This window comes from Nostoc sp. TCL26-01 (assembly GCF_013393945.1).
GTDB lineage: Bacteria > Cyanobacteriota > Cyanobacteriia > Cyanobacteriales > Nostocaceae > Trichormus.
The window spans coordinates 3,119,952-3,142,953 of sequence record NZ_CP040297.1 but is presented as its reverse complement, the minus strand read 5'-3'; the positions used below and the strand labels follow the sequence as shown (position 1 = coordinate 3,142,953).

Below are 23,002 nucleotides of genomic sequence, written 5' to 3'. Positions count from 1 at the left end.
AAGTTGCATTATCCTCTTTAATCTCAGAAGTAGGTTGGGTTAAGCGCAACGCAACCCAACATAGATCAAGGTGTTGGGTTAACCCAAAGCTTCAGTTATTTATCAAGTTTTCCGCATCCAAAATCCAAAATTATGACTTCAGTTCCTATTAGTAATAGTTCAGCCAATTTTTCTGGTAACAGTCGCTCATTCTTGAAAAAAAGAACACTATTATTTCGCTATCTAGCAGAAATAAATTTAATTTTTGGTTTCTGGTATTTGCAATGGCGCATTACCCATTCGATTAATTTTGATGCGCTGTGGATTTCTATTCCTTTGCTAATAGCCGAAATTTATAGCTATTTTGGCGGCATGATGTTTGTAATTGGCTTGTGGCGGCCTTTAGTTCGACAGATTAAGTCTCTCGATCAGCTGACTCCACCGATACCAAGTTCAGACTGGCCAACAATAGATGTATTTGTGACGTGCTACAACGAGCCGCCCGAAATTGTCGAAAAAACTGCCAAAGCTGCTCTAGCAATGGATTACCCCCCGACAAAGTTGCGTGTTTTTGTCCTGGATGATGGTAATTCAGCCCAGATACGCACGATGACAGAAAGATTGTGTATTGAGGATTTGCAATCACCACAATTACGGCTAGAAGCAGAAAGGATTGATGCAGAACACGCTTGTTTATTAGAGCGCTTAAAGCAACTAGAAAATCTGATACCTAATACTCAAGCTGCTGAAAAATGGCTGCAAGCATCCTCAGCATCAGAAGTTAACGAGTCTGCTACTGGATTTGTGCAAAGTTTGCGATCGCTGATTCTGTGGCTACCTCCAGAACATCATACTATTAGCGATCGCCTCACGACTGAACGTAATGCCTTAGAAGCAGATATTCGTCAGAAAGAATTGGAACTAGTGGAACTTGCTCGTTTTCGCTATATTGCTCGTCCCAAACCAGCTGGTGTACCTCATCACGCTAAAGCAGGCAATCTCAATTACGCGATTTTTTCTGGAGAAACTTCTGGACAATTTATTCTGACCCTAGATGCTGACCATATTCCTAAGCCACAATTTCTCAAGCGAGTTCTGCCTTATTTCTACACCTATAATCTTTTCACAGGAAAATACGACCAGAATCAAATTGCTTTTGTCCAAACACCCCAGGATTTTTACAATCTTCCTCCAGGCGACCCGTTTGGACATCGAGCAAATTTATTTTATGGGCCACTCCAGCAAGGCAAAGATGGCATGAATGCCGCTTTTTATACGGGTACAAATGCCATTCTGCGGCGAGAAGCACTGATTAGTGTTGGACTACAACATTTTGCTGATGAGTTTGCCAAAGATGAAAAGCGTTTAAATGAATTTCAATTAATTGGTGGTCTATCCAGCAACAGTATCACAGAAGATATGAATACAGCAATGCGTCTGCATGGTGCTGGCTGGAAATCTATTTATCATCATGAACTTTTAGCAGAAGGTTTAGCACCAGATGACTTAAAATCTACCCTGAAACAGCGACTACGTTGGGCGCAAGGCACTATCCAAGTACTACTCAGAGAGAATCCATTCACAAAACCAGGGCTAACATTTTGGCAACGATTGCATTACTTTAAGACAATGTATAGCTATTTTTGTGGTTTTTCTACTCTGGTTTTTCTTTGTTGCCCCATCATCTATTTTTTCACAGATATCGTTCCAGTTAAAAGCTACGGGGCTGATTTTGCTATCCACTTTTTTCCCATTTTTATTATCAACCGTTTGACTACGATGACTGCTACTTGGGGCATTCCTGCTGGAGAAGTTTGGCGCTCTGAACAATACACAATCTGTTTATTCCCCTTATTCATTCAAGCCATATTCAGTGTATTTTTTGGGGGTAATCTCAAATTCCAAGTAACACCTAAGCTGAGGCAATCTGGAACATATATCCAACTTGTTTGGCCGCAACTACTTATTTTTACCCTGACTATTCTAGGAATGTTATGGAGCCTTTATCAATTTGCCATTGGCAATTTAAATAATCCCTGGCTTCACCTCATCAATGGTGCATGGGCTATCTATAACTTGTCACTTTTGTGGGCTATTATCAGTGCATCTGTTTGGCAGCCATTGCCAGCAGTGCAAAAATAAACAGGAGTCAGAATACAGAATTCAGAATACAGAATACTCTACCCTTAAAGAGATAGAGTTTTAATTAGGAAGAATATTTTAATTTTTTTCGCCTACTAGGAACGAGATTTTAAACCACTATTCTTCACTCAGCAATGTACTGATTCAGTCGAAGTGTTGGACTCTAATTCATGCTGTTAGCGGTAGCGGGGCGTTTAGCCCATTCTGACTCCTGATTTCTGAATTCTGTTCGATAAAGACGCAGGCAAAGATCAAATAACTAAAGATGTACAGAAAACAGCGATGAACACTTATTTAGAGGCAAATAAATTTGATCGGAGAACTGTTTTAACAGTTTATGCTCATGCTGATGATGAAGTTCTACCTGCTGCTGGTACTCTGAGCTTAATGTCTAAGACAGGATGGAATGTTCACTGTTTAATATTGACTGATGGTAGTCTTTCTAGTTCGTCCATGAAGGGTACACGTCATCAAGAAGCAGAAGAAGCAGGTAAAATCATCGGTGCAACTTATGAGTTTCATGCACTTGAGGAGTGTAATTTCTCAACACAAGCAGTAATCAAAGTTACTGAAGCATCTATTGGACGTTGGCAACCCGATTTGATTATTACTCACGCACCACAACCGGAAAAATATGGGCATAGAGATCATGAAGTGTGTGCGATCGCAGTTTCTAATGTAGCCACTCGCAAAAACATCCCTCTGTGGTATTCAGCACCACCTGTTTTTTTGCGTGGTTTTGAACCCAACTTTTTTGTTGACATCACGTCTGTAATTGAGGAAAAAATTGCTGCTATTGGTTGTTATGAATCTGAGTCAAATAAAGCATTTATGCAACTAGATGCCATACTTGTTTTATCCCGATTTTGGGCTAGAGAATTAGGTCAGAGAAATGGCTATTTTGAAGCTTTTGAAATTTCTCGGCAATGGGTTGATGCTGGTTTTTTTGCGGCGATCGCCAATAGTAATAAGCTATATATTTAAAATAAAAAAACTAGACATCTTGCCGTTTCTATTCGGTCAATGCCAAAATAGTAGTATATAGTTAACCAGTCAAGTTACCAGGGATTAACATCATGAATTCGAGTGTTGAGATACTAGAATTATCGGGAATTTTAGATGGAATTAGAGGTAATGAACTGCGGCGCGAAGTTAGCAGCATTGTGGAAACCGGAGTGCAGATTTTACTAATCGATATGCAAGAAGTAAAATTTATCGATAGTTCTGGCTTAGGTGCTTTAGTATCGGCAATGCAAATGACAAGAAGTGCTAATGTCAAACTTTTTCTCTGTTCTATCAATGATCAAGTGAGAATGTTGTTTGAACTAACTAAAATGGATAGAATATTTCAAACTTTTGCTGACCGAGGTGACTTCCATCATCAAGTTATGTCAATTCAATAAGATGCTCAAGAATGCCAAATCCCAGCTAATTTTCTCAACTAACCAAAAGTGATTTTTATCAAAGACAAGTCATCGTCAAGATGGTTCTGAGTATTCACAGCGAGAATATTCGCCAATATCTGATTTAGCTCACAAGTATCTTCTTGACTGCGCTTGGTTAGTAAGTTAATGAAAGCATCAATACCCCAAATCTTCCCATCTGGCTGATTAATTTCATAAGTACCATCACTGAAGATGTACAAATTGCTGTTGGGTTCGACATCAAAAATAGCTTCACTAAATTGCACATCAGGTAAAAAACCAATGGGTAAATCTAAAGAAATTAGCTGTTGAACTTGGATGTTTGTTGGAGAATTACTAGCTAAAAGTAGAGCCGGTGGATGTCCAGCATTAGCATAAATCAGTTGACGTTTGAGGCGGTCATAAACTCCATACCAAATTGTGAAATATTTATCACCGTGCTTTCTCATTTGAAAAGCGTTATTGAGTGCTTTGAGAACTTCCCCAGGTTGACAAAAGTTAGTGTTTGGTAGAGATTGCGATCGCAAAACATTTAGCACAGATACCGATAGGAGGGCTGAACCTACTCCATGTCCTGATACATCCAACAAATAAATTACCAAATGATCATCATCGAGCCAATAATGGTCAAAGCAATCACCTCCTAGCTGTGCAGAGGGAATAAAAATATTTTCTGTATTTACACATCCTATAAGCGGTGAAGGTAAAAGCGATCGCACATAATCAGCTGCTTCCGCTAATTCGGTTTCCAAAATTTGCTTTTGAGTTTGTAAATCTCTATTAAGTATCTCCAATGCCTGCTTTTGAATTTGTAAATCTTGATGCAGTTGATGTAATCTTAGCCCTGCTCTTACTCGTGCTTTTAATTCATTCATTTCTATTGGTTTAGAGATAAACTCATCGGCTCCAGCATCAAGCCCTCTAACTCTATCTTCCTCCTCTCCCGTAGCTGCTCCTTTAGCCGTCAATAAAATAAAAAAAGTAGTTGCTAATTCTGGATTTGCTTTAATTCGACGACACACTTCCAATCCATCTAGCTGGGACATCATCCAGTCACAAATAATCAGAGCCGGATGTAGCAGTTGTGCTTGTGCAATTCCTTCCTCACCATTACTGACTACAGTAATATCATAACCTTGTTTTTGCAGCGTTCTTTGCATGACTGCTCGCACTATTGGGTCATCATCAATAACTAAAATTTTTAACATAAATTACTTTTTACTAAGTAAAATGATAAGAAATTCCTTTTAATTAAAACTACAGGCAATTGAGATTTAAATGTATAGTAGAAATACTCAAATTAAATAAGATAATTAGCGCATATAAGACTAGTATTTGATTATTTAAAAAACTTAGTATAAGTCGATAAACTTCTTACCTATTGTCTACCTACGCAAATGATTAGGCTGCACCAAGCTACGCTAACAGTAATCAAATCGTATTCCTATACAATGATGATTTTTCTATGAAAATTAGTAAAACAATCCACATTAAAGTTAACACAGACCTGACAGCTTCACCTCAAGTTTTGTCTTGGTTTGAGCAGATTAATCAACCACCCCTCTCCGATCAACAAATTTGGTGGCAATGTCAAACCCTGCTCATAGAAGGCTTTACTAACATTGTGGAACACGCCCATAAAAATTTACCTATAGAAACTCCTATTGCCATAGAGGCTGTGCGGTTAGATCAATCTATAGAAATTCGTATTTGGTCTCAAGGTGCATTTTTTGACTTAGAGCAAAAATTGCAACAAACATCTGGATTTGAAGAAAATCAGCAAGAACGTGGACGTGGGTTAAAAATCATGTCCGCCATTGCCGACAAGTTAAGTTATCAGCTAACAGTAGATAATCGCTACTGTTTATTTATTAGTAAGAATTACTGTTGAGGGTTGATTACTTAAGTAAATATTATGCTCTCAAAAAAAATGATAAAAGAGGGAACTTTTGGGCATTATAATCCCAAGCCGAATACATCAGCTAGTTTTGCATTGATATACAAATACAGTATCGACCAATGGCAGATAGTTTGAGAGTTTTTCGATATAGTTTGTCCACTGCCCTCATTTTGAAATGCCTACAAATCCAGTTGGGAGTAATCGGTAGCATAGGTATTTGTACATTATCACCAGCAAAGTCACAAGCTGCCGAACCACATCACAATGAGAAATCAGCTTCAGCATTGACTGAGCCAGCCACCAAAATAAATTCTCTCCCAGCAGAGCAATTTTCAGATATAACGGGGGAATTCCCACGCCAGTATCTTCAAGTCGAGGAATCATCCCTCAAATCTGTCTTGAAAACTCATGCGCTCCTCAGAACTGAGAACTTAGAATTATCGAAACCATCTCTCTATAGATTAGAGCCAATACCTATTTTGATGGCGGCTCCCGAAAACTTCAATCCCGATTTGCGATTACCGCCAGTCTTACCCAAACTACCAGAGAATTCTAGCCCACCAACAACTTCTCCCAAACCAGAAACACCAGATGCAGTTTTGGAAAGTATTTATACAGACTATCGTTATGACACAGACAACTTTGGTCAAACTAATTTATTCATCGAACCAACAGTGCAGTTTCGATTGAGGAATGGCAATAAAATCTTTATCAAAACAGGTTTTAATTTCTTTGAACAACGTGGAGTGGAATCAATTATTAATTATCCCTTGCAAGTTGGATGGCAGGGAAAAATTGGGCAAGTGACGCTGCAAACAGCAGCTGGAGTCGATGTTTTCAACCGTTTACCGAAAGCAATTAATTTCAATGCTAAAGTTGATACTCCCATTTCGTCACCGCAACTTTCACCATCGGGTAAATTGCTATCAATAGTAGTACTATCAGCTAATTTAGAACAAGGACCTTATAAATCCAATGCTCGAACTTTAGATAACCAAATTACTGCTTGGCGATTTGGCCCTGATTTATACTGGCAAATTGATCGTCATACCAGCTTGTTTTTATCATTGCGTTTGGGTAACTACAACGATGGTAATTCCGAAGTGCAGACTTTTAGTCGGTTAGAGCGCAAGTTAGGACAATTTTCTCTAGCAGCTAACTTATTTACTTGGAGTTATGAACGCGATTTAGAGCGTACAAGTGGCTATTTTTCCCCATTAGATTTCCTCGTATATAACGCTGAGTTGGCTTGGCAGGGTAATATCACTAATTTCTTAAGCTGTCGTCTCGCTGCTAATTTAGGAAGGCAGAGACTCAAAGGAGAATTTGACAACGCCAATACCTATCAAACGCGCTGTACGGTAAAGCTATCACCTAATCTTGAAGCAGACTTGGGTTATAGTTTTAGTAATGTCCGTAATCAAGATACAGGAGAAAGTGCTTACACTGGCAACTCCTTAACAGGACAAATGCGTGTCAAATTTTAAGAGTCAATTAATATTAGGACTTACGCACTAAACCAAAAAACCCTTCTAAGGGTGGCATAGTAAACAGTGAACAGTGAACGTTTATTAACTGGTAACGGAAAGGGAACTTGTACCAAGATTTTTGTTTATTAACTGGTAACTGATAACTGTTAACTGGTAACTGATTTGGTCAACAGTCCAAAAACCTCGATTTTAGCTGAGATGCGTGCAAAATGGGACTCGTTGTCAAGAAATGCTCAATTAAATATGAATCTGCTCAGAGATTGATAGATTATTGGTCTGTTTTACCTGGTTTACCATTATTTAGTGGTTTTTTCCTATTCTTATTGACTGCGTTGATATTTTTAGCAGGTTGCTTAGAGTTGGGTTGTTGGCTAGCCATAAGATGCAAACTGATATTGAGTATTAAATTTAGCTACACTCAGTATAGTACCATTTCCAGAAATTAGTCAAAAAGTTTACTCTCTTTGCCAATGAAAGCTACGCAAGTGCTTGTTTGTTGTCATATGGTCTATCTAACTCAATACGGTTCAGTTAAGCAGAAAAGTAGGTTGGGTGGAGCGACAGCGAAACCCAACAAAGTCCTGATACCGTTGGGTTTCATTCTTCAACCCAACCTACTGGCGTGTCTAGGTTAAAATGCAATACGGTTCAGTTAAGAAAATAAATGAATTACTACACATAAAACATATCTATTTTTTGGAGGGGGTTTGGGGGACGCAACCGTCCCCCAATCGGGGGTTTGGGGGAGAATCCCCCAAGTCTTGGTTTTTGGGAGATCAATAAGCTGACAACCTTAACTGAACCGTATTGGGTTAAAATGAGGCATTAGTTAAAAATCTAACATCTTATTCATCTGCGTTTATCCGCGTACCCTCTGGGAAGCAAGCTACATCTGCGTTCAATTTTTTCCCAATTTATTGCAACATTTTAGGCTTGCCACGCTACTACACTAGTTGTAGTTTTTAGCCTTAACTGAACCGTATTGCTATCTAACTATCAAAATAAAAATAGAGACGTGATCATATTTACGTCTCTATAACAAAGGAAACCCATTATTTTTACAGAATAGTTTGTCTAGAAATAAATTATTTTGGTACTGATTAACTTGATTGCGCCTAAGTTTAACAAAATTATGGACAAATTATAGAAAAAATCGCTTTGGATAATTTCTATACATACCTACAAAAGTGTTATGGGAGATTCCAGAAATCACAAAAACCAATCTAGCAAAACAGGCTGTTAACCAGATATGGAATTAAAGTCAACTTAGGGAACACTAAAAAACAAATAAGTCCCTAAGTAAGCTAAGGTTAAGCAAGATATGAGGAGCCTAAATTGGGTGGGATATCTTGAATGCGGGTTGGGCCGATCGCCTGCAATGCTTCCCTTAAAATAATATCGCCAGTGTACAATGCCCGTCCCACAATTACACCAGTCACCCCTTGTGGTTCTAACGCTAACAAACTCAATAAATCAGTGACAGAACTGACTCCACCAGACGCAATGACAGGGATAGATATAGCAGCTGCCAGTTCCCGCAATGCTACCAAATTCGGCCCCGCCATAGTTCCATCACGATGGATATCAGTGTAAATAATTGCAGATGCACCTAGTTCTTGCATTTGTACTGCTAGTTGTGTAGCTAAAACTTCCGAGGTTTCTAACCAACCACGAGTAGCTACTAAACCATTACGAGCATCAATGCCAATAATAATTTGTCCAGGATATTGTTGACAGAGTTCTTGGACTAAATGGGGTTGTTCGACGGCGACAGTACCCAGAATTGCCCAGCGTACACCCAAATTAAACACTTGTTCCACACTAGAACGATCGCGCAATCCCCCACCAATCTCAATTGGTATAGAAACTGCTTGAGCGATCGCCTCAATTGCTGCTAAGTTTACTACCTTACCAGCCTTTGCACCATCCAAATCAACTATATGTAATCTTGTTGCACCTTGATCTACCCACTGCTGGGCAACATCCACAGGATTTTCACTAAAAACCTGCGATCGCTCATAATCTCCTTGATACAATCGCACACACTGTCCTGCAAGTAAATCAATTGCTGGAATTACTTCCATTTACTTCACCCCCATGTTTATAATTCGTAATTCGTAATACTCGCCAAGGGCGAGAAGCAAGCTACGTAATTCGTAATTAAGTTTACTAATCATTAATAATCTGAAATAGCCAAAAAGTTTACAGAATAAGTATCATTTCTATCCCCTATCACCTGTCCCCTATCACCTTCTTGTACTAATTCTTTGACCGCAATTGTCTAATAGCTTGTCCAAAACCCAAGACAATCAAGATATTAGAAAGAGTTAAAAATACTTCCGCACTACCGTGTAACCAGTCTACATTCGCTAAAGATTCGCCATAATGCACTTGAGCATAAATCCCGGCGGGGATGGTTACACCAACGAAAACCAGCGTACCGTAAAATCCATATAGGGCTAAACGAGGCATTTGTGGACTGCGGCTGATAAACCACAAGAAACCCAAATAGGGAAATAACGATAAGGCAAACAGGGTTTCTTTTGATATCATCTCTTTGATTCAATAGCTTTTGATTCAATAATCTGCTCTGCTTCGGCAAACTTGCTAGAACGCCAAATCAACACCGCCGCCACCCAAAGGGTAAAATTCCCGACTAAAGTCATAGTAGCTTGCAATGTTACCAACCATTCCAAAAATTCAGCATTATCGAAATAATGCCAAGTACAAGCACACATAGCACTTACTAAAGCAGGTAACATCGCCAAAGACAATCCCCACCAACTACGGTTCCCAGTAAGTTCCCCATAAGTCCAAATTAACCAAATCGCGGCAATCCACTCGATAACGCTAGAAATATGAATAATCCAAGTCGGAATTGATAAAGCGTGCATAAGTTTTAGTCAATAGTCAATAGTCAATAGTCATTGGTCATTGGTCATTATTTCTTCATTTTGAATTTTGAATTTTGAATTGTTTCCCCCACTCCCTAAAAAAGTTGATAATCTAAAATCCAACATTCATAATTTTAAATGGGAACGATGCGGGCTTTATTATCTGGGTATTACGGTAAAGGTAATGGTGGTGACGAAGCTTTGTTGGCAACGCTTCTGCAAATGTTACCATCTCATGTTACACCTGTGGTGCTTTCTGGTAATCCAGAAGAAACTAGCGATCGCTATCATGTAGAAGCTCACAATCGTATGGCTATTTTGCCTGTGGTGCAAGCTTTGCGTTCTTGTGACGCTTTGATTTGGGGTGGTGGAAGTTTAATCCAGGATGTCACTAGCACTCTTAGCCCATTTTATTATGGTGGGTTAATGGCCTTGGCACAAACAATGGGCTTAAAAACTATAGCTTGGGCGCAAGGTATCGGCCCTTTGTTACGTCCACCAACTCGCTGGTTAGCTAGACAAAATTTTGCTGGTTGTCAGGCAATTAGTGTACGCGATCGCGTTAGTGCTGCTTTATTATCTGAGTGGCACATTCCGCATATCCTTGCACCAGATCCGGTTTGGGCTTTACAATCTCAGCCAGTGCCGGGACTTTGGGATTTACCTGCACCTAGAGTTGCCGTTACTTTGCGATCGCATCCTCAGTTGACAGAAACTCGTTTAGCGAATTTAACTCGTGCATTGGTAGATTTTCAAACAGCTACCCAGGCTTTTATTTTACTATTACCGTTTCAAAAAAGTGAAGATTTAGCGATCGCTCAAGCCATACACCCACATCTCCCAGATGTCAGTAAAATCTTGTGTCTGGAAGATCCACAGATACTCAAAGGAGTGTTTCGCGGTGTAGAAATGGCTATTGGAATGCGGCTACACAGTTTAATTATGGCAGCAGCTGAAGGCTGTCGTTGTTTTGCCTTGAGTTACGATCCTAAAATTAATCGTTTAATGGAAGAATTAGGGATGCCAGGGTGGGATTTAGCAAATTTACCAGATGATGCCAATTTGATTGGTAAGACTTGGATAGAACATTATGCTAATGGTGATCCACTTTCATCTGAACAAATCCAGTCTTTAGTTGATCGAGCATTAATTCATCGTGAGTTATTGAGTCAGTCACTAATTCAATAACCTGTAGTTGCGCTACTCTGCGACAATTAGCTCTGCATATATAAGTGTTATATCTCAACTATGAACATAATTTAAGAAATTTTACATAAAATCAAGCACTACTCAAAATTTTTCCATCTCATGTATGAATTTCCGCTTCACGCATTGATATAGATGGAAATTTTGAGATGAAGACTTTTTGATGGGTAAATTTTTTATAAGAAACATACAAAGTCACTTTTTGTTATCTATATTTAGAGTGATATTTAGGTATATCTTTGTTAGGATTTAATCAATGTAGTATTAGCTACATACCATTTTATGAGAATTTTACATCTTACCTTTGATATAAAAGCTCTGTCAGTAAATCTTTTTATTTAATTTTTTGATAGATAAATACCTTCTGAGATACTTTGGGAACAAATAAAATGTTGCGTTTTGATGACATTTAAGTATATCTTTCATTGCACAAGTTGCTAAAATCACTCTTCTGTATTTAGATTAACATCGAAATAATTTCGCAAAGACGGATTTTTGTTCGTAAAGAAGGCATAAATATATACACCATTGCATTAAATGTCATTTAAAAATTATAAATTTTATGATTTAAGTCAATGTATTATTAATCACAAGTATTATTGTGCTTTATTTAACTATTTTAATTAAGTATTATTTCGGTTACACTTTATTAAACAAAAAGATTAAAAATTAATTAAGTAATTAAAGTTTTAAAACAAAAACTTAACACTTAGAAACATTAAATCAAAATTATTTGCCAGAGTAAAAGGCTAATAGATTTGACTGGTGTTGTGCAGAAATGAGTTTTTCTCCAAATCAACATTGATGAAAGTTAGGGCATAAATAATGAAAGAAGTCCTTGAGTTCATTGAGACTAGGAAGAGAGAATTTGCCCAATTACCTCTGATAAAATTTATGCAAGATCAAAGCATAGAGCCTGACAAGAGATTGGCTTGGGGCCCTTGTGCTGTTCCTTTTATTATGAGTTTTGGAGAGCTAAATAAACGCGGATTTCGTGATGAAGATAGTAGCGATCCATTACAACTGCTGATTAATAATCATACAGAGGAAGATGATCACCACTGGTTATGGTTTCTATCAGACTTAGAAAAACTTGGTTTTGATAATTCCTTAACATTTACAGACAGTATAAAATTTCTGTGGAGTGAAGAAACTATGACTCCACGCTGGGTGGTATATCAATTATTTCGTTATGCTTTGGAAGCAACTCCCATTCAGAAGCTAGTCATCATTGAAGTCTTAGAATCAACGGGAAATATTGTCTTTGCTAATGCGGCACAAGTGGCTCATCAACTACAATCTGTCACTGGTAATAAATATTTGTATTTTGGCGACTTTCATTTAGCTGTAGAAACAGGTCATACAACAGGATCTAGCGATATAGAAGAAGTTTTAGCAAATATCCAGTTAACAGAAATAGAAAATCAAGCAGCTTTGGTATTAGCTGATAAAGTCTTCGACTTAATTACAGAATTAGTTAATTCGCTTTTTGTCTATGCAATTGGTTATTGTGACCGTCAGCAGCTAGTTGCATGAACATCGGCTTAACTTTGATTGCTTTTGTTGGGTATGTCTTATTCAGATCAACAGCTAGTTTTAGAGGCTAGAGATTACCTTATGTAATTGGAGATTTTTACAAGCAGTGATACCAAAATATCAGGATTAACTAAGGTGACTGTGATGTAGTCACTAGAGTTTTTCCTATCTAAATATATTGAGAAATTTTATGTTTAGCACCTATCCCATTTCACTAATCTATCAGGAGTAGAATCATGTCTCAAGCAAACCAACCAGGAATTCAACTTTTACACACTTGGACTGAGAACTTAGAAATTTCTCATACTTGGACAGAAAATCTAGAAATTTCCCACACTTGGACTGAGAACTTAGAAATTTCTCATACTTGGACAGAAAATTTGGATATCTCCCATCCTGCAATAGCTAATGCAGAAGCAGCATTAACTGCTAACGCTTAAAAACTAGGTAAAACATAGCATACTGAATAATTTACTGTGGATAGGTGTTTTTTTCAGTATGCTTTGTCGAGCCAGCTATGAGATTTTCTGGCAATTATGAATTCTGTCGAAATTGCCAGATTTTTACTAGTTCTTGAAACTTGTCATTCACAATCCCATTAAGTTAATTTCCCACTTCTTTATGAATCACTATGATGTTGTAATTGTTGGTGGCGGCCCTGGCGGTAGCACAACTGGCACTCTACTAAAAAAGTATAATCCTCAACTGCGTGTATTGATTTTAGAAAAAGAAAAATTTCCGCGAGATCACGTAGGTGAAAGTCAGTTACCGCAGATTAGTGACATCCTGAATGAAATGGGGTGTTGGGATAAGGTAGAAGCTGCTAATTTCCCGATTAAAGTTGGGGGAAACTATCGGTGGGGAAAAGATCCAGAACCTTGGGAATTTCACTTTCTCAGATTAGAAGAGTTTAAAGAAGAGGCTCGTCCGGCTAAGTATGAAGGACAACGCCGACAAACAGCTTTTCAAGTAGATCGCTCCATCTACGATGATATTTTGCTACGTCATGCAGAAGAGCTAGGATGTGAGGTGCGAGAGCAGACAGCCGTTGTGAAAGTCGATACAGTAGGCGATCGCATTACAGCTTTACATCTGAGTTCTGGGGAACAAATCACCGCGACTTACTATGCTGACGCTTCTGGTCATGTAGGTATATTACGCAAGGCTTTGGGTGTACAAACAGAATGTCCTACACAACTACAGAATATTGCCATCTGGGACTATTGGAATAATGCAGATTGGGCTGTAGAAATTGGTGTCGGTGGTACACGCATCCAAATCATGAGCTTGGGCTATGGGTGGATTTGGTTTATTCCATTAGGTCCAACCCGTACTAGCGTTGGCTTTGTCTGTCCCGCCAGCTATTACAAGGAAGCGAAAAAGTCAGCCGCAGAGATTTATCAAGACGCGCTCAAGCAAGAGCCATTGATTTCCAAATTACTGGCTAATGCTACTAGTAGAGACAAAATCGAGATTACGAAAGATTGGTCATTCTTAGCCGAGAGAACCGTTGGGGAAAACTGGTTTTTAGTAGGAGAAGCCGCCGGTTTTGCCGATCCGATTTTATCTGCTGGATTGACATTAACTCATGTTGGTGCTAAAGAACTAGCCTACACATTACTAGATTTACACAAGGGCGAACATGATGTTAATTGGTTGAAAAATCAATACGACCAAAATCAGCGTCGTCGTGTGCAACAACATATCCGCTTTGCTGATTATTGGTACGCGGCTAATGGGCAATTTACAGATTTATACGCCCATTGCCAAACCATTGCTAAAGAAGCTGGACTCAATCTCAGTCCCCCAGAGGCTTTTCGTTGGTTAGCTCAAGGTGGTTTCACCAATGATATCGTTGGTCAAGCGGTGATTGGTGGGTTTGACCTGGGAGCCATGAAACAGATGGTACAGCGTTTTGCCAAAGAAGAGTTACCTTGGGAAATCAGTGGGTATAATGTTTTCCAACTTGACTTGGCAGACACCACAGAAGATTTTGTCGCTGTTTACACTCATGGGAAGATTGACCAAGTTAAATGTTACCTCAAACAAAACGGCGATCGCTTACCGATTACAGGTCTTTACGGTCTACTCATCGATGTTCTCAGTCGTACCTCAGATATAGAGCAAATCTATCAATATCTGATTGCTTTGTTTAAAACCCGCGTTCCACCTGAACATCTACGTATCGCTATCCAGCACACGATGTTTTGTCTAGAGGTGATGACTTTAGAAGGTTGGGTCAAACCATCATTAAATCCAGACAAACCACCTCTGACAATTTCTATGCCAGTAGAAGGTCAGCTACACTACAGTGGGCGTAGTTAATTTCACTGCCTCAGATTATCTGATGAGATAGTAGCTTCCGGCTGCTGAAGAATCAGGTGTAAGACCTATCATTGAGCCTCTAGTAGGGGTGTACGTCCGTACGTCCCTACAATCATCAAGGAAAATTCTTGGACGATTGACAAAAAAGTATGAAAAATCTGTGATGTATGCAGGGGAAGTCTACAAAGGGTTATGTAAATGGTAATAGAGAAGCAGGTATGTATTGTTGGTGCGGGTATTAGTGGTTTGGTTGCTGCTAAGACTTTTCTAGAAGCAGGATACAACGTCAGTGTATTTGAAAAACAAACAGCTTTAGGTGGTGTTTGGGAAAAATCTCGTACTTACCCCGGACTCACTACCCAAAACCCCCGTGATACCTATGCTTTCTCTGATTATCCTATGCCATCTACTTATCCAGAGTGGCCTAGTGCAGCACAAATGCAAGCTTATTTAGAGTCTTACGCACAGCATTTTGGTGTCACACCAAAAATTCGTTGGCAAACGGAAGTAATCAAAATTGACAGGAAAATTGGTGCAGATCAAGGATGGGTAGTTAGCATTAATTGTCAGGATGATGATACTAATCAAACAAAACAAGAAATACATGAGTTTGATTTTGTACTGATTTGTAATGGTATTTTTAATATTCCCCATCAGCCATTATTACCTGGTCAAGAAGCATTCATCGCGGCTGGTGGTAAAGTATTGCATTCAACTGAGTTTAATGATATTTCGGATATTCAAGGCAAACGATTGCTGATAGTAGGTTTTGGTAAATCAGCTACTGATATTGCCACTATGGCTGTAAATATAGCGGCTGAATGTACCCTCATCTTTCGCAGAATATCTTGGAAAGTTCCTAAGTTTTTTCTTGGTTTGATTAATGTTAAATATATTCTCTTAACTCGCTTTGCTGAGATTTGGATACCTTATCGACATTTGCAAGGTGTAGAGTTATTTTTACACACTATCGGTAAACCGATAGTCCGGTTATTTTGGTGGCTATGTGAAAGGATTTTGCGTTTACAATTTAAGCTAGATGCTTGTGGGATGTTACCTGATAGACCTTTGCATCAATCTCTTGATTGTAGTGGCGTGAGTATTGCACCTACAGACTTTTACAAGTATGTGCGATCGCAAAAAATTCGGACTGTAAAAACAGCGATCGCTCAGTTTATTCCCAACGGTGCAAATTTAGAAAATGGTCAACAGTTATTAGCAGATGTCGTAATTTTCGCTACAGGGTTTCGGCAAAATATCTCATTTTTAGCAGAAAAGTATTATCAATTAATCATCAACTATCAAGGTAATTTTCACCTGTATCGCCATCTGATTCATCCTGATATTCCCCAATTGGGTTTTGTTGGTTATAACTCCAGTTTTTATTGCCAGTTAACATCAGAAATTGCTGCTAAATGGCTAGTTGAATATTTTCAAGGTAATCTAGTCTTACCTTCTCCTGGGGAAATGCACCAGGAAATAATTGCAGAATCGCAATGGAGGCAAATGCAATCGTACTATAATCAAGATAACGGTACTTGTATTGCACCATTTCACCTACATCACATTGAACAACTGATTAATGATATGGGTGTAAAAAGACCGAAAAAAATCTGGCAACGGATTGCAGAGATCATGTTACCAGTTGATCCTTCTGCTTATAAAATATCTGGCGTTGCTGAATGAAATACAGTGATACTGGCAAATGCCATTAAATAATACTATAACTTCGTTGGCTGTAAAATAGCGTTCTTGTTCTGTCGCCAGAGATTTGATGACAGCACCCATTAAATTTCGGGAACATAGCCAGAATATTTAGTATTGTAACAACATTTTTAATATTTTTTAACTTTTAAATTTATCAAAAATTATTTTAAATAAAGCATTTTTGTGTATTATAATTTTATTTACTGGAATAATTAAAGTTTAGGTAAATTTTACTGGTTTTATATAGACAAGTATCTGTAAAGCCTATGAGATGTTGTACTGTAAAAAACAACAAGCAAACGCTTAAGAGCATCTTTTAAAAGTTCCCTACTCCTGAAATAGGAGAAATGCGATTAGCGCCAAATTTCTCCAGAAACTTAACATAATCAGCCATCATTTAACAACTTAAATAAAGGTGCTATTTGAGTACCTAGTTGGTAAAACATGACCAACTAAAAATTCGGCTATAGCTTTAGTTAAATAAAACTTGCTGTAACCTTCTATCTAATGTATTAGAAGGCTGAAAGCTTGGTCTATCTACTTGAAAAATCCATTTTGAGTGCATTGTCACTGAATGGATCATATCTGCATGAATGAAAACTTGAGAGCGATCGCATATTGTAATCGCCTTCACAGCTACGCAATACCTAGCTGAGTTTTAGGAATAGAGTATTTTGGGCTTTAATATCGTTTTTGGTGTTGGGTGGCGCTGTTTTTGACCAAGGTATAAGAGGGTCGAGTTAACAAGATAGAAGATACCTCATATTACCTTTTCTCTAACATTTAAGGAGTAATGAATATGTTTCAATATAAATTATTAAGCAACAACTTTTTAAAAAATTTTGTATCAGGAGTATTACGGGGAGGACTAATTGCTCTAGTTAGTTGTCTTAGTATCAGCGTACAATCTAAATCTGTTGAAGCTAGTCAAATATTTAGAGATCAATTTGACAATGGTATTGTCGATACATCTCTATATTCTTCTATTAATAATGCTGTTATATCTGAATCAAATGGAAGAATGGATGTTGCAATGAATAACGTCGGAGACGGAATGTTAATTTCTCTCGATAATACTAATTTTGCAGTCAATTGTTTTGAATTGTTTTTTGAAGCAGATTTATTTAGTGTAGGGCAAGGAATTAATATTGATTTTCTTTTATCTGGAGTACAAGAAGGTGACGATCTAAATGTTTCATTTTCCATAACTAAAACTGCTTCAATAGTTGCTCAAGTAGTTATTATAGATAAAGATGGAAAGATTATTGGAGTAAGTGCCAAAAAATTTCCGGATTTAAATATAAACGGAGTACATACCGTAAGGTATGATCCTAAAATATTTAGTGCTGGTTGGAAAGTAGATGATAAAGGTGGTGCGCCTGTGGATGTTTTGGAATTTTTTAAAAATTTTTTAAATCAAAATATCTCCGATCAAGATATAAAAGATAAAAGAATTAAACAAGTTGTTATCGATTTAATATCAACAACAAATCGAGATCCAATTATTAGTATAGATACGCTTCAAGTAGAGGATACTCATCCTGTCCCTGAACCCAACTCCAGCCTAGCTTTCCTCCTTCTGCTAGGCGCAGCTTCAACCCTCAAACGCAAACTAAAGCCCTTTAAATCCACTGTGAGAGAACTAGAAAAAGCATCCTAATTTTCTGTTGCAAAATTTCCAGTTCCAACAAATGCGATGACTGTAGACTATTGGCTCGGCTTTCCAAAAACTCCAAAGAAAGGTCTACTTCAATTTTTATCTCTGAGTCTCCGTGTCTTTGTGGTTAAATAAATTATTTGTTCACCACAAAGACATAGAGGAATTCATCACTAGAAATTAGGATTGGAGCATTCACCTTGATAGGATTAATCCCTACACTTACCGCTTATTAATCAAGCAGAAACAATATAAGGTGAGTCAATCGCCGCTACACGATTTGCATCTACCAAAGCTTGATAAACGATCGCTACTACTTCCCCGCGTGTAGCATCTCGTGTAGGATTAAGTTGTTTGAGAGTTGGATAATTGACGATAATTTCCTTCTCTATGGCCTTAGCTACCTCATCTTTGGCATAATCCGGAATTTTCGCTTGATCCGCAAACACTTTCAGGGCTTTAGCAACATCGGCAGATAAGCCCAATCCTAATCCATTGACGAGGGAGACTATCACCTGCACACGCTGAATATTCTGATTAGGATGGAAGGTGTTATCAGGATAACCAGACAGAAATAAACCTTGATACGCCTGTAAAATAGCTTTCGCTGCCCAAAAGTTTTCTGGTACATCTTTAAATTTAATCACAGCCCGATTTGGTGATGGGTTGAAGGCTTTGACGATTAAAGCAGCATATTGCGCCCTCGTCATTGTTGCATCGGGTTTAAATGTGCGATCTGGAAAACCATTAACTATTCCCTGTCTGACTAGTTCCCGGATAAAAGGTGCAGCCCAGTGATTACCAATATCTTTTAAGTCTATAGCACTGGGGGTTGGGGTAGGCGTGGGTGTTGGAGTGGGTACAGGTATGGGAGTTGGTGTTGGTACGGGTATAGGTGTTGGCGTTGGTATAGGTGTTGGTTCTGGTTCGTCAACAGGTATTGTCGGTACTGGTATAGGTGATGGGGTTGGCGTTGGGATGGGTGTTGGGGTTGGCGCTGGTATGGGTGTTGGTGCTGGTATGGGTATAGGTGTTGGGTTTGGCGCTGGTATGGGTGTTGGTGCTGGTATAGGTGTTGGTACTGGTGTTGGTGTTGGGATGGGGGTTGGCGCTGGTACTGGCGTTGGTATAGGTGTTGGCGTTGGTGTAGGAACTTGACTAACAATCAGCTCTACATTGCCGCTAACCTTAGTTGTATCTAACTGATTACCAACAGAAACCAACCTATTAGAACTAACATTTTGTAAATCGAATTTAACGTTGTTACGGAGAACGTTACCGCCTGGGCTACTGTTGCTACCGATATCTGGTGCAGAACTACCAATTACTGTTAAACCATCCTCGGTGTTGTTTTCGATGAGATTGTTCCGCAATATAGGACGCGCACTACCTGAGATGACTATGCCAGAACGGTTTTCATAAATTTTGTTATTGGTGAGTATGGGTGATGCTGTATCACTGATGGCGATACCAAAACCTGTTTTAAAACAGCTATTATCTTGTATCTGCCCTTTAGAATTTTTGGCGATCGCCATTCCGTTAGCGGCGTTCTGTGTAAATATATTACCAATAATCACAGGGTTAGCATCGCCTGTAGCAAATACTCCCTCGCGCTTACAGTTAATAAATGTGGAATTAGCTACGGTGGGGGTAGTTGATTCTATCCAAGCACCACTACCGCGACTGGCGGGGTTTGTCACAGTTACACCGCGAAGTTCGGCATTATTCAGTAAGACAAAAGTGACATTTTGTGCTGCAAAAGTGCGGCTGAGATAGCTACCACCACCTTCTATGAAAATATTGCTGCCTTTGTTCGCTTCATTGCCGATAACTTTAACACCAACAGGAACTGTGAGAGGAAAAACCTCACCACTATCGGTACTGTACTTACCATCTGCCAATTGAATTATCGTGTCAGGTGCGGCAACTTTCAAAGCTTGGGTGATGGTTTTGAATGGTGCTTGTTGATTACCGGGGTTGGTATCGATGCCTGTACCTGGATTTACGTAAAAAGTTTGAGCCATATTTATACTGTTAAAAAATACATAGCCATACTAACGCTAACTGTAGAAATCGCTAGCGATCGCTAAATTTTGCAACATTGACTACCAATTTTTCCTAATCCATTCCCGAAAATCCTCTACAGACGTTGCATACAAGGTTTCTACAATGGGATTGCAACGTCTGTTGGGTATTGCTACGCTATTTGTAATCCTCTCATTTCTCAGGCGTGTTATGGATTTTGAAGACAAAACCATCGCCCCAGCTCACACATTGAGCAAGCCACTAGTATTGTTAAGAGATACTGAAGCTTTACTGCGCCGTCCCACCGTTGCTAGACTGACAACAATTTTGCCATCAAAACTGAGCGATCGCCTACAAGTAGCCTCAAATTTAGCAGATGAATCTTTACAAGAATTAGCAGAAATTAACGTAGAGCAAATTAGCGATCTTGAATTACATCCTGCCAGAATTTTTGTGGGGTTAAGTTTTACTGGTTTTGGTGCATTAATGGTACTGTTATTGCTACTTTACCTCAACACATTGCATCCTGAATTAAACACAGTTGAGCAAATTCACCAATACTGGTATCCATATGTTTTTTGTGTCAATTTAGGTGTAGCAGGAATGTTTATTTTAGGGCGAGAAGCGATGCGTCCTCACATTAAGAAACACAAAATAAAACCCTAACTAAGGAAACAAATCCTCATAATTATAGCGTTTCTTAGTCTACTGAGGTACAAATTTATCTGCGTTTATCTGCGTTTAATTATTCTAGACTGTACCTCGCTGGGGTGAGAAATGCCATATCATTTTCTAACTGCTGGGACAAGCTAGGCTTTCTTTATTTGCCTATTAATATTACCTATGTTAATTAAAAATCAAATCACAATACCAGAAAAATTACCTTTTTTAGAAAGATTATGTTGGCAAAGAGCAGATATAAAAAATCTTACTCTTTTAGAGATGCTCAGGATATATGAAAGAGGATGGCATTACCGAGGAGTATTAGATGATTTAAGCCAGACGGAAGCTTTATTTGTCCAACAATTATCTCAATATTATAATTCATGGTTATTATCGCCAATGCTTACCAGGGATTTTCATCAAAAAATTGTCCATGTACTTCATCAACTAAATGCTAATTTCTTATTAGAATGCGGGGCATATTTTGGTGGTGGAACTCTGGTCAGTTTAAATCATGGCGAATATAGATTGAGTAAAGATATAGATTTTCTCTGTTCTACTGGTACTGGCTACCGTCTGTTACGACAGAAAATTGCCCAAACCCAATATAATAGTCTATTTAAGACTCAAAATAATATTAAATTACCCACAGAAATTAAAGCTGACCAATATGGTGTAAGATTTGCAATTATGGTGGATGAAACTCTCATTAAATTTGAGATTATTATGGAAGGGCGGATCGAATTGGGAAAACCAGATTATCCCAGTTGGTCGCCTGTCCCATGTTTGAATGAAATTGATAGTTTTGCTGAGAAGCTATTAGCGAATTCTGACAGATGGAACGATTCCTCAGTTGCATCCAGAGATTTAATTGATTTAGCTGTACAAAGGCTCAAGTCTCCCATTCCTAGAGAAGCAATTGAGAAGGCAGAAACAGCCTATCCGGTAATTGAACCTTTGAAAAAAGCCATCTCTTTTTTCCAAAATCATCCCAACTATCGAGAGAAATGTTTTACTGCATTGAAGATTGTTGATCACAATAAAATTATTGATGGTATTGATTTATTGGCAGCAGATTTTTGCTAAGAAAAATAGTGAGAATATAATCAACATGATAAAACATGACGCTTTTATTTTTCCCCCAGGTTCAAATGCTTCTTTGCGAAAAAATTATGACCCAGCTTATCAGGATGGCTATCATGAAAAAGCTGATTCTGTCGCAAAATTACAGGCAAATATTCAACAAATAGCCGAGTATCAAGATATTCTTTATGCTCAAAATACTCATGCCTTGCTAATTATCTTTCAAGCAATGGATGCGGCTGGCAAAGATAGCACCATTAAACACGTCATGTCTGGTGTCAATCCCCAGGGATTCCAGGTGTTTAGTTTTAAATCTCCCAGCGAGGAAGAATTAGACCATGACTATTTGTGGCGTAACATGAAAGCACTACCAGAACGGGGACGTATTGGGATTTTCAACCGTTCATATTATGAAGAAGTATTGGTAGTGCGGGTACATCCAGAAATTTTGCAAAAGCAACAACTTCCACCTGATGCTAAAGGTAATCAGATATGGAAACAACGTTTTACAGAAATCAATAATTTTGAACAATATTTAGTTAACAATGGCATTATTGTTCTCAAATTTTTCCTCAATGTTTCTAAATCAGAGCAGAAAAAGCGCTTTTTAGAAAGGATTAAATATCCAGAAAAGAATTGGAAATTTTCTGTGAGTGATGTGCAAGAAAGAGCCTTTTGGGATGATTATATGGCAGCTTATGAAGCAGTCTTTCAGAATACCAGCACTGACCATGCACCTTGGTATATCATCCCTAGCGATCGCAAATGGTTTACACGTCTGATAGTATCTGATATTATCTGCACTAAGTTACAAGCATTAAACCTCAAATACCCCACAGTTAGTGAAGAACATCGGCAACAACTTTTACAAGCTAAGTCTATCTTAGAACAAGAAGATTAATTTTTGTTTCATTTATTTTTACAGCGAAAAAGTATTAAAATCCTACAAGCTCTGCAATATTTAACTGACA

Annotated in this window: 19 protein-coding genes; 14 read left to right on the top strand and 5 right to left on the bottom strand. The window is 38.4% G+C overall.

Annotated elements, in window-relative coordinates; genetic code table 11:
* Positions 1-132: 132 nt before the first annotated feature.
* The 3 genes from FD725_RS13585 (at position 133) to FD725_RS13575 (ending at position 3,524) form a co-directional block, all read left to right on the top strand.
* Positions 133-2,121, top strand: a complete 1,989-nt coding sequence (locus tag FD725_RS13585) for a glycosyltransferase (RefSeq protein WP_179048611.1) — start codon at positions 133-135, stop codon at positions 2,119-2,121.
* Positions 2,122-2,403: 282 nt separating this feature from the next.
* Positions 2,404-3,105: a PIG-L deacetylase family protein gene (locus FD725_RS13580; RefSeq protein ID WP_179048610.1), complete on the top strand. Its 702-nt coding sequence runs from the start codon at positions 2,404-2,406 to the stop codon at positions 3,103-3,105.
* A gap of 92 nt (positions 3,106-3,197) precedes the next feature.
* A complete protein-coding gene (locus FD725_RS13575) occupies positions 3,198-3,524 on the top strand; it encodes an STAS domain-containing protein (protein ID WP_179048609.1) in 327 nt (108 codons plus the stop codon).
* Positions 3,525-3,562: 38 nt separating this feature from the next.
* Here FD725_RS13575 and FD725_RS13570 read toward each other — a convergent pair whose 3' ends face one another.
* A complete protein-coding gene (locus FD725_RS13570) occupies positions 3,563-4,753 on the bottom strand; it encodes a SpoIIE family protein phosphatase (protein ID WP_179048608.1) in 1,191 nt (396 codons plus the stop codon).
* Positions 4,754-5,010: 257 nt separating this feature from the next.
* Here FD725_RS13570 and FD725_RS13565 point away from each other — a divergent pair, with 257 nt between their 5' ends.
* Both FD725_RS13565 and FD725_RS13560 read left to right on the top strand, forming a co-directional pair.
* Positions 5,011-5,436: an ATP-binding protein gene (locus FD725_RS13565; protein ID WP_372726712.1), complete on the top strand. Its 426-nt coding sequence runs from the start codon at positions 5,011-5,013 to the stop codon at positions 5,434-5,436.
* A gap of 128 nt (positions 5,437-5,564) precedes the next feature.
* Positions 5,565-6,932 carry a hypothetical protein gene (locus tag FD725_RS13560; protein WP_179048607.1) on the top strand — a complete coding sequence of 456 codons (1,368 nt, stop codon included), beginning with the start codon at positions 5,565-5,567 and terminating at the stop codon, positions 6,930-6,932.
* Positions 6,933-8,245: 1,313 nt separating this feature from the next.
* Here FD725_RS13560 and hisA read toward each other — a convergent pair.
* The 3 genes from hisA to FD725_RS13545 form a co-directional block, all read right to left on the bottom strand.
* On the bottom strand, positions 8,246-9,019 hold the full coding sequence (gene hisA, locus FD725_RS13555; RefSeq protein WP_179048606.1) for a 1-(5-phosphoribosyl)-5-[(5-phosphoribosylamino)methylideneamino]imidazole-4-carboxamide isomerase: 774 nt from the start codon (positions 9,017-9,019) through the stop codon (positions 8,246-8,248).
* A gap of 175 nt (positions 9,020-9,194) precedes the next feature.
* Complete coding sequence (locus tag FD725_RS13550; protein WP_179048605.1) at positions 9,195-9,488, bottom strand: DUF3593 domain-containing protein; 294 nt, start codon at positions 9,486-9,488, stop codon at positions 9,195-9,197.
* Positions 9,485-9,829: a DUF2499 domain-containing protein gene (locus tag FD725_RS13545; RefSeq protein ID WP_179048604.1), complete on the bottom strand. Its 345-nt coding sequence runs from the start codon at positions 9,827-9,829 to the stop codon at positions 9,485-9,487. The genes FD725_RS13550 and FD725_RS13545 overlap by 4 nt, the downstream gene beginning before the upstream one ends.
* Before the next feature lie 138 nt (positions 9,830-9,967).
* On the opposite strand from FD725_RS13545, the gene csaB reads away from it, so the two are divergent.
* From csaB to FD725_RS13515, 6 genes are all read left to right on the top strand, one after another.
* On the top strand, positions 9,968-11,017 hold the full coding sequence (csaB, locus tag FD725_RS13540) for a polysaccharide pyruvyl transferase CsaB (RefSeq protein WP_179048603.1): 1,050 nt from the start codon (positions 9,968-9,970) through the stop codon (positions 11,015-11,017).
* A gap of 912 nt (positions 11,018-11,929) precedes the next feature.
* Positions 11,930-12,571 carry a hypothetical protein gene (locus tag FD725_RS13535; protein WP_256871910.1) on the top strand — a complete coding sequence of 214 codons (642 nt, stop codon included), beginning with the start codon at positions 11,930-11,932 and terminating at the stop codon, positions 12,569-12,571.
* A gap of 236 nt (positions 12,572-12,807) precedes the next feature.
* Positions 12,808-13,011, top strand: a complete 204-nt coding sequence (locus FD725_RS13530) for a hypothetical protein (RefSeq protein WP_179048601.1) — start codon at positions 12,808-12,810, stop codon at positions 13,009-13,011.
* 181 nt (positions 13,012-13,192) lie between these two features.
* Positions 13,193-14,896, top strand: coding sequence for an NAD(P)/FAD-dependent oxidoreductase (locus FD725_RS13525; protein WP_179048600.1), 1,704 nt, complete (start codon positions 13,193-13,195; stop codon positions 14,894-14,896).
* A 198-nt stretch (positions 14,897-15,094) separates the two neighbouring features.
* Complete coding sequence (locus tag FD725_RS13520) at positions 15,095-16,582, top strand: NAD(P)/FAD-dependent oxidoreductase (protein WP_179048599.1); 1,488 nt, start codon at positions 15,095-15,097, stop codon at positions 16,580-16,582.
* 820 nt (positions 16,583-17,402) lie between these two features.
* Positions 17,403-18,263 (top strand): PEP-CTERM sorting domain-containing protein, encoded by an 861-nt coding sequence (locus FD725_RS13515; RefSeq protein WP_218653167.1) that lies wholly within the window; start codon positions 17,403-17,405, stop codon positions 18,261-18,263.
* A 233-nt stretch (positions 18,264-18,496) separates the two neighbouring features.
* Here the strand turns inward: FD725_RS13515 and FD725_RS13510 are convergent, their stop codons facing one another.
* Positions 18,497-20,284, bottom strand: coding sequence for a DUF1565 domain-containing protein (locus FD725_RS13510; protein ID WP_179048598.1), 1,788 nt, complete (start codon positions 20,282-20,284; stop codon positions 18,497-18,499).
* 211 nt (positions 20,285-20,495) lie between these two features.
* Between FD725_RS13510 and FD725_RS13505 the strand changes: the two genes are divergently transcribed.
* The 3 genes from FD725_RS13505 to FD725_RS13495 all read left to right on the top strand — a co-directional run bounded on the left by FD725_RS13505 (position 20,496) and on the right by FD725_RS13495 (position 22,932).
* The gene (locus FD725_RS13505; protein ID WP_179051531.1) at positions 20,496-20,951 is read left to right on the top strand and encodes a hypothetical protein; all 456 of its coding nucleotides are present in this window, start codon (positions 20,496-20,498) and stop codon (positions 20,949-20,951) included.
* Between the two features lie 177 nt (positions 20,952-21,128).
* Complete coding sequence (locus tag FD725_RS13500) at positions 21,129-22,034, top strand: nucleotidyl transferase AbiEii/AbiGii toxin family protein (RefSeq protein WP_179048597.1); 906 nt, start codon at positions 21,129-21,131, stop codon at positions 22,032-22,034.
* Positions 22,035-22,062: 28 nt separating this feature from the next.
* Complete coding sequence (locus FD725_RS13495) at positions 22,063-22,932, top strand: polyphosphate kinase 2 family protein (RefSeq protein ID WP_179051530.1); 870 nt, start codon at positions 22,063-22,065, stop codon at positions 22,930-22,932.
* Positions 22,933-23,002 lie beyond the last annotated feature (70 nt).

What these genes read in the sequence shown, in the direction of transcription:
- FD725_RS13525 (WP_179048600.1), top strand. Translation starts at nt 13,193, where the DNA reads ATGAATCACTATGATGTTGTAATTGTTGGTGGCGGCCCTGGCGGTAGC.
- FD725_RS13500 (WP_179048597.1), top strand. Translation starts at nt 21,129, where the DNA reads ATGTTAATTAAAAATCAAATCACAATACCAGAAAAATTACCTTTTTTA.
- FD725_RS13510 (WP_179048598.1), bottom strand. Translation starts at nt 20,284, where the DNA reads ATGGCTCAAACTTTTTACGTAAATCCAGGTACAGGCATCGATACCAAC.
- FD725_RS13515 (WP_218653167.1), top strand. Translation starts at nt 17,403, where the DNA reads ATGTTTCAATATAAATTATTAAGCAACAACTTTTTAAAAAATTTTGTA.
- hisA (WP_179048606.1), bottom strand. Translation starts at nt 9,019, where the DNA reads ATGGAAGTAATTCCAGCAATTGATTTACTTGCAGGACAGTGTGTGCGA.
- FD725_RS13535 (WP_256871910.1), top strand. Translation starts at nt 11,930, where the DNA reads ATGCAAGATCAAAGCATAGAGCCTGACAAGAGATTGGCTTGGGGCCCT.
- FD725_RS13570 (WP_179048608.1), bottom strand. Translation starts at nt 4,753, where the DNA reads ATGTTAAAAATTTTAGTTATTGATGATGACCCAATAGTGCGAGCAGTC.
- FD725_RS13520 (WP_179048599.1), top strand. Translation starts at nt 15,095, where the DNA reads ATGGTAATAGAGAAGCAGGTATGTATTGTTGGTGCGGGTATTAGTGGT.
- FD725_RS13505 (WP_179051531.1), top strand. Translation starts at nt 20,496, where the DNA reads ATGGATTTTGAAGACAAAACCATCGCCCCAGCTCACACATTGAGCAAG.
- FD725_RS13575 (WP_179048609.1), top strand. Translation starts at nt 3,198, where the DNA reads ATGAATTCGAGTGTTGAGATACTAGAATTATCGGGAATTTTAGATGGA.
- FD725_RS13545 (WP_179048604.1), bottom strand. Translation starts at nt 9,829, where the DNA reads ATGCACGCTTTATCAATTCCGACTTGGATTATTCATATTTCTAGCGTT.
- FD725_RS13565 (WP_372726712.1), top strand. Translation starts at nt 5,011, where the DNA reads ATGAAAATTAGTAAAACAATCCACATTAAAGTTAACACAGACCTGACA.
- csaB (WP_179048603.1), top strand. Translation starts at nt 9,968, where the DNA reads ATGGGAACGATGCGGGCTTTATTATCTGGGTATTACGGTAAAGGTAAT.
- FD725_RS13530 (WP_179048601.1), top strand. Translation starts at nt 12,808, where the DNA reads ATGTCTCAAGCAAACCAACCAGGAATTCAACTTTTACACACTTGGACT.
- FD725_RS13560 (WP_179048607.1), top strand. Translation starts at nt 5,565, where the DNA reads ATGGCAGATAGTTTGAGAGTTTTTCGATATAGTTTGTCCACTGCCCTC.
- FD725_RS13580 (WP_179048610.1), top strand. Translation starts at nt 2,404, where the DNA reads ATGAACACTTATTTAGAGGCAAATAAATTTGATCGGAGAACTGTTTTA.
- FD725_RS13550 (WP_179048605.1), bottom strand. Translation starts at nt 9,488, where the DNA reads ATGATATCAAAAGAAACCCTGTTTGCCTTATCGTTATTTCCCTATTTG.
- FD725_RS13585 (WP_179048611.1), top strand. Translation starts at nt 133, where the DNA reads ATGACTTCAGTTCCTATTAGTAATAGTTCAGCCAATTTTTCTGGTAAC.